The sequence below is a fragment of the Streptomyces sp. NPDC007896 genome, from assembly GCF_042959425.1.
Taxonomy (GTDB): domain Bacteria; phylum Actinomycetota; class Actinomycetes; order Streptomycetales; family Streptomycetaceae; genus Streptomyces.
In genome coordinates this window covers 41,983-54,623 of the sequence record NZ_JBIBKX010000027.1, presented here as the reverse complement: position 1 = coordinate 54,623, position 12,641 = coordinate 41,983, and the positions used below count along the sequence as shown (strand labels likewise).

Annotated in this window: 8 protein-coding genes and 1 pseudogene; 5 read left to right on the top strand and 4 right to left on the bottom strand. The window is 69.2% G+C overall.

Annotated features, from left to right (window positions below):
• The first annotated feature begins 78 nt into the window (after positions 1-78).
• The 4 genes from ACFZDJ_RS49970 to ACFZDJ_RS49955 all read left to right on the top strand — a co-directional run bounded on the left by ACFZDJ_RS49970 (position 79) and on the right by ACFZDJ_RS49955 (position 7,509).
• On the top strand, positions 79-2,541 hold the full coding sequence (locus ACFZDJ_RS49970; protein WP_391069559.1) for a SpoIIE family protein phosphatase: 2,463 nt from the start codon (positions 79-81) through the stop codon (positions 2,539-2,541).
• Between the two features lie 92 nt (positions 2,542-2,633).
• Entirely contained in the window at positions 2,634-5,069 is a 2,436-nt protein-coding gene (locus tag ACFZDJ_RS49965; RefSeq protein WP_391069557.1) for a SpoIIE family protein phosphatase, read from the top strand.
• Between the two features lie 986 nt (positions 5,070-6,055).
• The gene (locus tag ACFZDJ_RS49960) at positions 6,056-6,433 is read left to right on the top strand and encodes a hypothetical protein (protein ID WP_391069555.1); all 378 of its coding nucleotides are present in this window, start codon (positions 6,056-6,058) and stop codon (positions 6,431-6,433) included.
• A gap of 44 nt (positions 6,434-6,477) precedes the next feature.
• Positions 6,478-7,509: a TerD family protein gene (locus ACFZDJ_RS49955; protein WP_391069554.1), complete on the top strand. Its 1,032-nt coding sequence runs from the start codon at positions 6,478-6,480 to the stop codon at positions 7,507-7,509.
• A gap of 261 nt (positions 7,510-7,770) precedes the next feature.
• Here the strand turns inward: ACFZDJ_RS49955 and ACFZDJ_RS49950 are convergent, their stop codons facing one another.
• From ACFZDJ_RS49950 to ACFZDJ_RS49940, 3 genes and pseudogenes are all read right to left on the bottom strand, one after another.
• Positions 7,771-9,399 (bottom strand): protein kinase, encoded by a 1,629-nt coding sequence (locus tag ACFZDJ_RS49950; RefSeq protein ID WP_391069553.1) that lies wholly within the window; start codon positions 9,397-9,399, stop codon positions 7,771-7,773.
• A 217-nt stretch (positions 9,400-9,616) separates the two neighbouring features.
• Positions 9,617-9,898 (bottom strand): annotated as a pseudogene (locus tag ACFZDJ_RS49945) (transposase); the annotation flags it as partial.
• 113 nt (positions 9,899-10,011) lie between these two features.
• A complete protein-coding gene (locus ACFZDJ_RS49940) occupies positions 10,012-10,971 on the bottom strand; it encodes a DUF1152 domain-containing protein (RefSeq protein WP_384924469.1) in 960 nt (319 codons plus the stop codon).
• 302 nt (positions 10,972-11,273) lie between these two features.
• On the opposite strand from ACFZDJ_RS49940, the gene ACFZDJ_RS49935 reads away from it, so the two are divergent.
• Positions 11,274-11,708: a hypothetical protein gene (locus ACFZDJ_RS49935; protein ID WP_391069552.1), complete on the top strand. Its 435-nt coding sequence runs from the start codon at positions 11,274-11,276 to the stop codon at positions 11,706-11,708.
• Between the two features lie 687 nt (positions 11,709-12,395).
• On the opposite strand, the gene ACFZDJ_RS49930 is transcribed toward ACFZDJ_RS49935, so the two are convergent.
• Positions 12,396-12,638: a DUF5302 domain-containing protein gene (locus tag ACFZDJ_RS49930; RefSeq protein ID WP_384924467.1), complete on the bottom strand. Its 243-nt coding sequence runs from the start codon at positions 12,636-12,638 to the stop codon at positions 12,396-12,398.
• Between the last annotated feature and the right edge of the window lie 3 nt (positions 12,639-12,641).

Here is a 12,641-nt window from a genome sequence, read left to right as displayed (position 1 = left end):
GACTTCCCTTCCACCACGGCCACAGATCGGGCCGACTCCACACAGCCGACGCTGTCTCACACCGATGGGAAGAACCGGATGACGAACACCGACCACACGCCACTCACCGAACCGGTGAGCCCCCGAGAGATACCCGATGCGGCCATAGCGATGCTCGATATGCAGAGGACCGTGGTGGGGTGGACGCACGCCGCCGAGCAGCTTGTCGGGTACTCAGCCGGGGAAGTGGTGGGCCGGTCCGCCACACACGTGCTGCCGCCCGGCGAACACGCCCCGAGTGCTTCGGCGTTCGCCGAGCAGTGTCGTGCCCAGGATGGCTGGTCCGGCACCGTGACGGTGCGCCACCGCGACGGCCACGCCATCAAAATGACGCTGCGGATCTCACGGCTGTGGGGGCAGGACGCCGGCACCCGGTGGCTGGTGTCCGTGACCGACATAGGCACCCTGTCCTCGGGGGCGTCCAACGGAGCTGTGCGGGAGTCGCTCCTGGCCCACGCGCCGATCGGCATCGCCGTCTATGACCCGCAGCTGCGCTGTACCTGGGTCAACGACGTCATGGAGCGCCACGACGGCACTCCTGCTGAGCGACGGTTCGGACGCCGCCTGCGGGACTCACTGCCCGCCGTCGAGGCCGAAGCGCTCGAGGTGGTGATGCGGCAGGTGCTGGAGAGTGGCACCACCACGGTCCACGAGTACCGGACGTGGTCGTCGACGGACCGGCGCCGGGAGCACGCGTTCTCGGCCTCGTTCTTCTGCCTCCAGGACGCGGACGGCACGGCAATGGCAGTGTGCTCCATGAGCGTGGACGTCACCGGCAACCGGCGGGCGCGCGAGCGCCTTGCCATCCTCAGCGAAGCCAGCACGCGCATCGGCAGCACCCTCGAGGTCATGCGGACCGGGCAGGAACTGGCCGACCTTGCCGTGCCCCTGCTGGCCGACCACGCAGTCGTCGACCTGATGGAGTCGGTTCCCTTCGGCGTGGATCCCTCGGCGGGGACCGGCAAGGCGAACGGCCGCCCACCTGTGCTGCGCCGTGCCGGTGTGGCCTCCATCGACCCAGGCATCCTCAAGTTGCCGTGGGTGCGCCAAGAGGTGATCCGCCCCTTCCCGACCTCGCTGTTCGCCACCGCCCTGCGCACGGGCAGGTCTTACCTGGAATCGGTGCTGGACACCTATTCAGGCCACTGGGTCAGTCACGACCCAGTGCAAACGCAGAAGCTCCGTGACAGCGGCGTCCACTCCTTGATGGTCGTGCCCATCCGTGCGCGGCGCTGTGTGCTGGGACTGGCCGTGTTCGGCCGCTCCGAGGAGCCGACGCCGTTCCAGGAGGACGACCTCCTCCTCGCCGAGGAGCTCGTCACCCGGGCCGCGCTCAGCCTGGACAACGCTCTCCAGTACGCCCGCCAACGCACCGCGGCCCTGACGCTCCAACGCGACCTGCTCCCCCACCATGTGGGAGGCGGCGCCGCCCTCGATGTGGCCTCGCGCTATGTGCCGGCTGACATGGACCACGGCGTGGGGGGCGACTGGTTCGACGTGATCAAGCTGTCCGGCGCCCGGGTGGCCCTCGTCGTCGGAGATGTGGTCGGACACGGCATCAACGCCGCGGCGACGATGGGCCGATTGCGCACCGCCGTGCGCACGCTCGCTGACATGGAACTGCCTCCCCACGAACTGCTGGCGCACCTCGATGACACGGTCAGGCGGCTGAGCGAGGAAGATGCCGACGCTCCGGACCAGCTCCCCGCGGCGGTGGGCGCCACCTGTCTGTATGCCGTCTACGACCCGGTCACCCGGCGGTGCACGATGGCGCGGGCCGGGCATCCCCCGCCCGCGATCATCCACCCGCAGGGCCACATCACTTTCCCGGACATGCCCGCCGGGGCCCCGCTCGGCCTCGGCCTCGGTCTGGTCCCCTTCGAGTCAGTGGAACTGGAACTGGCCGAGGGAACTCTGCTCGCGCTCTACACCGACGGTCTGGTCGAGTCCCGCGACGACGACATCGACGTGGGCCTGAATCGCCTGGGCGCCGCCCTGGCAGAGTCCGGTTCGTCCCTGGAAGACCTGTGCTCTCACGTGATCGAGACCTTGCCGACTCAGGCCCCGGCCGACGATGTCACCTTGCTCCTTGCGCGGACTCGCGGACTCGAACCGGCCCAGGTCGCCTCCTGGGAACTGCCGAACGAGCCGGCCGCTGTCCGCATCGCCCGACAGGCAGCCGCCCGTCAGCTCGGCGAATGGGGGCTTGAGCACCTGGTGGCCACCGTGCAGCTGATCGTCAGTGAACTGGTCACCAACGCCATCCGCTACGGCGGCGGCCCGATCCGCCTACGGCTCATCCATCACCAGTTCTTGACGTGCGAAGTCTCCGACAGCAACACCAGCCACCCACGCCCCCGTCATCCCCACATCATCGACGAGAAGGGCCGCGGTCTTTTCCTCGTCGCTCAGTTGTCCCGCAGGTGGGGCTCCCGCTCCGCAACGGACGGCAAGGTCGTCTGGGCCGAACAGGACCTGCCCTCCAAAGCCCTTGCGGCGTGACGCGCGACCGACCGGGGGCTGGCGGCCGCCACAGCATGCCGATCTCTCGAGCCGCAGGCTCTCGCAAAGGAAGCCACAGAAGGAAGCCACACATGGACATAGAGAATGTCAAGAACGCCTACTCGGCAGGCGCCGCCCAAGGACCGACGGGTGTCTCCGGTTCCGGTCCCAGCGGCAGATCGCACCCCTTCGACGGTCCAGCAGCCGCCGTACTCGACGATCGAGGCACGGTAGTGCGGTGGACCTGGGCAGCAGAGGAGCTGACGGGGTTCCGCTCCGAGGAGGTCTGTGGCCGCCCCGTGCGGGAACTGGTGGCCGACCTCCCGGACGACCTGCGCGACGCGGAGATGCCGGCGTCCGGCCGGGTACGGCTGTGGCACCGGTGCGGCGACACCATCGATGTCACCTTCCGGACCACCAAGGTGGGGGGCTCCGGCTCGGCGGAGGTCCTCGTCCTGGCGGCCCCTACACACCACGTCGCCGGCCACGAGCACGGCGCGGCGCTCCTGCGTGCACTGTCCGCACAGAACCGGATCACCATCGCTGTGTACGACACGGATCTCATCACTGTGCAGACGAACGCCGCGCCGGACACTCTCGACGGCCGTCCGGTACAGCCCGGCGCTCGGCTGAGCGACGTGCTGGAGGCCACGGACGCCGAGAACCTCAAGGCACTACTGCGCCAGGTAATCGAGACGGGTACCCCAGTGGTCCGCAGAGACCAGCACGTGAGCTGTCGGCACGATCCGGCGCGACAGCACGCGCTGTCGCTGTCCGCCTTCCGTCTGGAGGACGCGCGAGGACGCCCCACGGGAGTCGCAGCCCTGTACTTCGACAACGCCGACCAGATGCGCGCCCGCCGCCTTCTGGATCTCGCCCGCGAGGTGGCCGAGCGAGTAGGAAAGTCCCTGGATGTCGTGCGCACCGCGCAGGACCTCGCGGACGTTCTCGCACCTGCCTTCGGGGATCTCGCCGCAGTCGACCTTGCGCACTCCGTTTTCGACGGGGACGAACCCTCGAAGCAGCTGAACGGTGGAAACATGGGCAACGCGGCCCTTGCGCCGGCCACCGCGGTGTGGCCGGCCGGCATCAAGCGCGGCCAGTCCATCCCGCCCCTTCCCGACCACCCCCTGCTGCGCAGCTTCCGACACGGCGAGCCAGTCGTCTTCGGCCTTGACGACTTCATCGCCATGGTCAGAGACGCGCAGCTGGTCGAGTATCTCGTCCCGAAGGGCACCCATTCGGTGATGGTGGCACCGTTGCATGCCCGCGGGCTCACACTCGGCGCCATAACGGCCTGGCGCCGCGGCCGATCCGACCCCTTCACCGAGGACGAGGCGGATCTCATGAAGCAGATCGCCTCACGGGGTGCGCTCGCCATCGACAACGCCCGCCGTTACACGCGCGAGCACAGGGCGGCCGTAGCGCTGCAGCAGCTCCTCCTTCCCCCGGCCACGACCGACACTCCGGCAGCCGAGACCGCCGGCGCCTACCTGCCCGCAGGCGGCGGAGCAGAAATCAGCGGCGACTGGTACGACGCCATTGCCCTGCCCTCTCTCCGGGTGGCCCTTGTCGCCGGAGACGTGGTCGGCCATGGCATGCCCGCAAGCGCCACCATGGGCCGCCTGCGCGCCGCCATCCAGACGCTCGCGGACCTGGAACTCGAACCGGACGAGCTGCTCACCCGGATCGCGGACCTGGTCCAGCGCCTCGCGGCCGAAGCCCCACTCGGCGACCACGACATCGTCGGCGGCACATGCCTGTACGCGGTCTACGACCCGGTCACCAGGCGCTGCACCATCGCCAGTGCCGGCCACCCGCCACCCGTCCTGGTCCGGCCCGACGGCACCGCCGAAGCAGTCGGGATCTCGCCAGGGCCACCACTCGCCCTCGGCGGCATGCCGTACGAGACCACCGTGATCGACGTCGAGCCGGGCAGCGTCCTCGCCCTCTACACCGACGGCCTGGTCGAACGGGGCGACCGCGACACCGGCCAAGGCCTGCGGCGCCTGACGGAAGCCCTCGCCGCGTCCTGCCGTCCGGATCGTGCCCTGGACGAAACCGGCCGGGCTCTCCTCGCCGACCTGGCAGACCAGGCTCCGCGCGACGACGCGGCCCTGCTGCTCGCCCGCACCCGCGCTGTCCCAGCGGCGGACACCGCTCACTGGGAGATCCCGGCCGATCCGGCCGCCGTCTCCAAAGCTCGAGAGTGGATAACCCGCCAACTCACCATGTGGGGCCTGGACGACCTCCTCTTCACCACCGAACTCATCGTCAGCGAACTGGTCACCAACGCCATCCGCTACGGCCGTCCGCCGATGGACCTCCGTCTGATTCGCCACCATGTCCTGGTGTGCGAGGTCACCGACTCCAGCAGCACCCAACCCCGCCTGCGGCGTGCCCGCACAACCGACGAGGGAGGACGCGGCCTGTTCCTCGTCTCTCAACTCGGCGGACGATGGGGCTGCCGCCATGGCCAGAACGGCAAGACTATCTGGTCCGAGCAAGTCATCCAGGATTACCTCTGAAGCTACGGCTCACCGTGGGTCGAGGCAGAGTCGCCCACAGCTCTGATGTCTCGCAACCCGGTGTGCCATGACAACACCTATCCGCGGCTGGAGTCTGCGAGCAGGCGCAGACCCCCACCTCGTGGCCGCGGCGCGGCTCGGATCGATGGAGGCGCAGCGACCGGGATCAGGTGCCATCACCGAAGCCTGGCTTGGTATTAATCACGGAAGAGACGTCCACGACCACGTCACTCGCACGCTACTCCGGCACCCCGGCAGCGATCAGGGTGGCGATGACGAGTGGGACGACATCATCATCCAGTACCCCGTCATTAACACTCTCCAACAAGGCGGCCGTCAGCGCTTCTCCCTTGATCGCTAGGGGAAACGGTAGACCCCTGATGCCCAACTGCCATCGTTTGGGACAGAATTCGTCCCGCTGATGCGAGTAGCGGGTGTCTCGCGGACGCCGAACATGATCGTTCCAAAGCGCAGCGTCTCCGGCATGATCCGCCGGACAGGCCCTAAGTCCCCCTGAAGATGAGCCGCATTGCATCACAGCTGCTGCGAGGCATAGGGCAGTGCCACACTGTGTCCCCGGGGAGAGGGGTGGGGCCATGGGATTCGGTTCCCGTGTCGGTGTTCCAGGGATGAGTGTGCGCGTCTCGACGCGCGGGGTGCGGACCTCGATCGGTCCGCGTGTGGCAAGGGTCAGTGTGGGCAGCGGCGGCGTCCGGGCGTCAACAGGTCTCGGCCCCTTCTACGCGTCGAGTTCCCTCAGCGGCAGCCGACGGCGGACCAGCACGCGTCGCACCGCGCGGCCCCGGTCGGTCGCGCCCTCAGCCACCCAGCTGGAGCGGGCACACCGTCAGGCGGAAAGAGCGCAGCAGGAGGCGGAGCGCGATGCCGCCATCGCTCGGTTGCGAGAGCTGAGGCGACAGACGACCAGCGTCCACCTGCAGACCTTCCCCGTCGCGCACCCGCCCTTGATCCCAGACGCTCCGCAATTGGGCCTGCCCTGGGCGCTCGCCGAGGCCCAGACCTTCCACCTCCAGGGGGTGGGGCGGCCGGCCCGTACCGAACGGGCTGCCGCCAAACAACGCGCGCAGCAGGATGCGCCCGCATACCTGGCCGCGGAGACAGCACGTCTGCATGCGGCCCGTGAACGGATGGCCTCCGAGGCCGAACAGTGGTGGCAGGCCCTGCTCGCCAACGACGAAGACACGGTCTGCGAGGCGGTGAACACCGCCTTCTCCGACAACCCGGCCGCCGGCTGCGCCGTCGGCATGGACGGCACTGCTCTGTCGGTCGTGATGCGGCAGCAGGACCTCGACTCGATGCCCCCCAGACACACGGCCTCACCCCCAGCGGGCGCCCCACCCTGAAGAACCTGACCAAACGCGATCGGATTCTGTGGTGGCTGACCGCCATGGGCTCCAACATCATCGCCACCCTCAAGGAAGGCTTCGCCACCGCCCCGGGCATCACGGCCATCGACCTTGCCGTCATGACGCGACTGCCCGACACCCAGCGCCTCGGCTTCGTCGCCTACGGCCGCTGGAGCCGTCAGGCGATCGAGTCCACGCCCTGGCTGGACCCCGAGGACGCCCTGCGCTTCCTGGACATCGGACAGGACGTCGCCTGCTCCGTCACCACCAGCGCCTCCGGCAACCTCTCCAGCACGGTCAAACCACTGGACACCACCCGCGTGCCCGGCCTGCAGGATCTGCTGGATCACGCCCAGGACGAGCCCGACTCCGGCGATCTCTCCCTCGCCGCCCTGGACATCACCCTCGGGGCCAACACCCCGCCCGACGACCGGACCACGATCAGCGACCCATACCGGATCACACCGTTCACCGAGTGGAAGCACGGATCTGTTTCCTCGCCGCCTCCCCCTCCGATCGTCCCTCCCGTCACGCCGACCGTGCTCGTTCCCGGGCAGACCCTCGTCCTGCCCGAGGAAGCCTGGCAGGGGCTACGTATCGTCTTCCGCTTCGCCGGTGCGGACGCGGACCTCACGCTCTTCCTGATCGGGGGCGACGGCCAGGTGGCCGGCGATGAGGACTTCGTCTTCTACAACCAGCCCGCCACCGCCGACGGCGTCGCACGTCTCCTGGGCAAGCAGCAGGAAGGACCGCACACCGTCGAACGCGCCACCATCCATCTATCCGCCCTGCCCGAGCGGGTGCGGCGCGTCGCCGTCGCCATCAACATGGATGTTGAAACCGGCCTGACCTGCGGATCCCTCACACACGCCGCTTTGGACATGGACTGCGTGACTGGCGCCGCCTGGACGTTCCAGCCTCCCGCTGACCCGAACATCCGCGCCATGGTCATCGCCGAGCTGTACCGGCACACCGCCGACGGCCACCCCGTATGGAAGCTCCGCGCCCTCGGTCAAGGCTGGGCGGACGGCCTCGACGGACTCGCCCGCGCCTACGGCGTCGACGTCGAATGACTGTCGCTCATCGTCCAGTAGAAGAGCCTGGTGCGTGCTCTCTTGCAGGTCCTGGTCTGCCGAGGGGCGGATCATGCAAGCGACGATGCCCTAAGGGAATCCGTCCGGCCGCACGGCGATCCCCCGGGCCCAGAACCACCGCTGTGCCAGACTGGTGCAGCTCAGGTTGGGTATCTCCTTGACTGGACTCGCCGAAGGACTTGTGACACCTGGCCGGCGCCCGCCTCCTCCGGACGATCTAGAGGTCGTCTTAGGGGCGGACTACTGGTAGACCGTGGTGATCGGTGTGGAGACACTGGCGCCACTGTTGGGGGCGGAGTAGGAGATGGTCCACAGCGCTGCTGTCTTGTTCGGGTAGCCATACAGATAGCCGCCGTTGTCGCATCCGTAGTTCAGCCGCTGCCCGGCAAGGGTGGAGGTACCGCCGCCTGTGAAGGAGCAGCGAGCTCCGTTGGACAGGACAAGGGTGATCGGTTCGATCTCGGGTCCGCCGGGCCTGTGATCGTTGTTGCCGGGAAAGCCCTGCGGGACCGACAGTTCGACCATGCGGTTGGGGGCTCCGTCCAAGCACAGCGCGCTGGTGTCCCCGGGATTTGAGTCCGGGGAGAAACACGGGTCAAGGATCCGGTCACCGGCACTGCAGCGCCAGGCGTCCGTACGCATGGTGGACTCGGCGGTCCCGAAGCAGGAGCCGCTGGACCGGCCGGTGACGGTGATGCCGCCCGCTGGCGTGCCGTCCGGGGACCAGGGACTGATCGTGACCACCTGCGTCTGAGTCGCCTGCACGGACGAGACCACCGCGGCCGGAGTTTGCGACGGGGCGGAGGCAGTGGGGCGGCCGGTGGGGGAGCTCGATGTCGCCGGTCCGGCAACAGGGGTGGCGCGGGCAGCGGTCGCCCGCAGGGGTTGGTTGCCGCGCGCTTGGGCATGGCCGGGCGCCAGCGCGAGCCAAGTGCCCGTGGCTGACGCGGCGAACACCGCGGCCGCGATGACGGTAAGCCAGGTCCGGCCGATGGGACGGCGTGTCGCAGGAGTGGGCCAGGCGGGGTCTCCGACGGTCGGGGGGTGCCACTGCTGGGCGAGCAGGTTCGGGACCTCGGTGGGCCGGTCGTGGAACGCGCCGAGGACCTGGGTCGCCTGCTCGCCGAGCAGTTCGGCGGTCTTCTCCGCGACGGCGGCGGCCGGAGGGCGGTGGGCCGGGTCTTTGGCGAGGCAGGACTCCGCCACGCCGGCCAACTCGTCGGGGACGCCCGCGAGGTCCGGCTCGCCATTGAGCACGCGGAAGGCGACGGCCTCGGCGTTGCCGGTGCCGAAGGGGTGGCGACCGGTGGCCGCGAAGGCGAGCAGCGCGCCCCAGGCGAAGACGTCCCCGGGCGGCCCGGCGGTGCCGTCCCGGTAGTACTCGGGGCTGAGCCAGCCCGGGGTCCCCGTCAGCATGCCGGTGCGGGTGACCGCGGTGCCGTCGGCGACGTGGGCGATGCCGAAGTCCAGCACCCGCGGCCCGTCCGGGGCAAGGATCACATTCGCGGGCTTCAGGTCGCGGTGGACCACCCCGACGGCGTGCACGGCCGCCAGCGCCCCGGCGGTGCCTGCGGCGAGCAGGTGCAGCTGGATCCCGGCCAGTGGCCCATGTGCCGCCGTATGCTGAGCGAGCGTCAGGCCCGGAACGTAGGCGGTGGCCAGCCACGGGGTCTCCGCCTCGGGATCGGCCTCCAGCAGCGGCACCAGGCCCGGGCCCGAAACCCGCCGCAGCACCTGTATCTCGCGGCGGAACCGCGCCCGGAACTGCTCATCCGCCGCCTGTCCGGCATGCACGACCTTCACTGCCACCCGCTCGCCCCGCTCCCCCACCGCGGCGTACACCGTGCCCATCCCACCCGCACCCAGCACCCCAACCACCCGGAAACGCCCGATCCGGACCGGATCGGAAGCACGACGAGCAGCAACCAGCGACACGAACAACAACCCCCGCCAGGAGCGAAATGTGAACGAGATGTGAACCCTAGCGAGGATCGCTGACGCCGTGGGCCAGTTGACGCCAGCTGAGATCCACCCGTGCCTTGCGCGCCAACAGACAGCGGGTTCGCTGGGCAGCCCTCTCTGCGGCAAGGACCCTGATGAGCCCGGCGGAGTCTGTCCGGATCAGGATCTCGGTGCCGTAGCGGTGGCTGTCGGGGACTTGGGCCAGGGCGTCGTCGAGCACCGTGATGTGGTCGGCGGCGGTGTTCGCTCCGGCGTTGCCCGGTCGTAGTCGTCCGGACAGGGCCTCGCCGGTGTTGACCGGGAAGCACAGCAACGGGTGGTAGCCAAAACCACCCTTGTAGGTGGCTGCGGCCAGTTCCTTTTCCGAGTGCCAGGCCACCAACGTGGCGTCGATGTCCAGCACCAGGCCGGGCAGGGTCTCGAGGCCAGGAGCGATTGGACGACTCACCGTCCCTGCTCAGAAGGCACTTTTGCGTTCACGACACGGTGACCACCCGCACCCCAGCTGAAAGGCCGAGGTTAGTGCGGGAAGCGGCGGGGTGGGCGAGTGACTATGGATTCGCGGAACTCGGCAATCCGCGAGTGAACTTGGCGCATCAGGTGGGTGTCCTCGATCCGATCCAGGTAGAGGCAGCGGGCTGCCAGGCCCGGGAGGTCGAAGGCGAAGTACAGGGACATCAGCGGGTTCACGAACAACTCGCTGCCCCGGGTGCGGTCAGTGAACCGGACATCGCCGAACGAGCCGCGCACGGCTGCCGCGATGGAACCGTTCACGATGCTGGGGTGCTCCGGGGTGTGGTGCTGAGCGTGCGTCACCGCGTCAAGGTAGAGAGCGCCCTCACGGGTGGCCCGCGGTATCGAGAACGCACCGAGGTACGCGCCGTCGCGCTCCAGCGCGGCGATATTCTCCAATACCTGCATATGGTTTACGCCGTGGTACGCGTCTACACCGAAGCCGACTGACACGACGAGCCGCGTCGGTACGCTGTCCAGCGCGGCCAGCGCCGCCACGCTCGTCAGGTCCTCCTCTGGAGTGCCGAGCCCGGCTTCATCGCCGCGCATCAGAATGTCCGTACCGCCGTCGACCAGCACCACAGCGTCGACGCAGTGCAGCTCGATCAGTGCTTCGTAGGCGTCGCGCAGCGGGCGCACCCCGGTCTGGGGGAAGGCGTACACGGTGAACGGGTAGCCGTGCTGGCGCAGCCACTGAGCGAGAGTCCGCTCCGGGAAGTAGCCCTGGTGCAAAGCGGAGTCGGGAGTGACGGCGGCCAGGTCGGGGGCGACCCAGTCATCGATCGGGAGACCGGCGAGTGCACTGAAGGAGAGGTTCGCGAGATATACCTGCTTGCCCTGATGCAGGAGGGAGAGAGCCAACGGCAGGCCGGAGTAAATGTCGAAGCCGCCACCCGCGCCAGCGACGAGGATCCGTTCAGCATCGGCCAGCCGGGTGAAGAGTGGGTTGGAGTGGAGGGACGTCATGACGATCATTGTCCGGGGACCCGGCCCCGGGCGCTCCCGAGTTCTCAACGCGACGACGGAGCCACGGAGTAACCGGAATCAAGACCTCCGACCATCGACCGCCCAGAGTCAACCTGTTGCGGTGATGGCCCTGACTGCGGACACGACCGGGTGGCCGTACCGGCGGCGCAGGGCCGCGCTGGAGTCTGTGTTCGCCGCCCGCCGACCATCGGCGCCATGGGCGCTGCGCCCGTCGACCACCGAGGCCGATGTCGTGCGCGAGTGGCTGACGTGGGCGTCGGTCGAGATGGAGGGGGTGGTCGGTGGTCTTCAAGAGGCTGGACGACGCCTACCGGCCCTCGGTGAGGGGCTGCCAGAAATACAAGGTCCGCGAGACGAGCGAGGCGATCGTCGGCGTGGTCACCGGCTCCCCGGCCACTCCCCGCACGCTGCTGCTCGGCAGGTACGACACCGATGGCCGCCTTCAGTACGTCGGCCGCACCACCACTCTCGCCCGGGCAAAGGGTGCTGCGGTGGGCGGACTCCTCGCTCCGGCCCAGCACTGCCATCCCTGGACGGGCTGGTCTTTCTCCGCCGAGTGGGGCACCAGGGAGACGCTGAACGTCACGCTGGTGCGACCCGAACTGGTGGTAAAAGCCGGCGTCGACGTCGCTCGCGACGCCTCCGGCCGATGGCGCCATCCCGCACGCCGGCACCGCGCCCGCCCCGACCTCTCCCCCTCCGACGTCCCCACGTGACGCCGCCGCTCTGACTGCGGCGCAGCGCGGCGGCCCCGGCCGACGCGCGGGGAGCACCGACGGCGCCCGATCCCCTCGCCCGCCGCCCGGGACTGTCCCACCCACCCACTTTCCTTGTTCTTCCTGCTGTGGGGCGTGGTCCGGGGGCGTAGAGGGGATGTCGGCCTCTCGACCACGGCCTGACCGACATGGTGGCCTGCGGGTTCACAGGAAGGTGCGGCAGAGGGGGCGGGCAGTCGTCGCCCGGGTTGTCGGAGGGGATTCCGGCCTGGTCCACGGAGGCGTTGTCGCTTCGTGACCGTGGTCGGGCCTCCATGGTCGGGGCTCTGGTCGGGGCCGACTGCTGCTGTGGCCGCTACGCGCGGCGCCGGGCAGGACGGTGCCGCACCGGACGGGAAACGAGCGGAACCGTGATGATCAGCGTGGACGCGGGCAGCGGGGACCGGCTGGCGCTGGCCGTGCTGATGCAGTACCGGATGGCCACCACCGAGCAGATGACGGCCGATCAGGAGCCTCAATGCGGGCCGTCTGCCGGTGCCGTAGCGATTCCTCGCTACGGCCCTTGCCAATCCTGCTCGGCAAGGCCTCACTCGATGGGTCGTGAGCGGGCGACCCAGGGTGGAGCTTGGCGGGGCGGCACGGCGGCCGGACCGTGCCCTGCGAGTCCCCTCCGGCGGCCGTTTGGATTCAGCCGCCGCTCTTGCGCCGGAACGACCGCTGACTCGCAGCCGGGCCGTGCGCCCCGCGGACCTTCGACGCGCCGGTGTTCGCAGCGAGGGCGGCCGCGTCCGCCTGCATGCCCCGCTTGCGCGCCAGGGCGTCCCGGAACTTGCGTTTCAAGTCATCCTGCCCGTCATCGTCGGGTGCCGGCGCGGGCTCCTCGATGTCGGCCGGCTCCGAACCTTCTTGCTGTGAGGGCTCTGCAGTCATGGT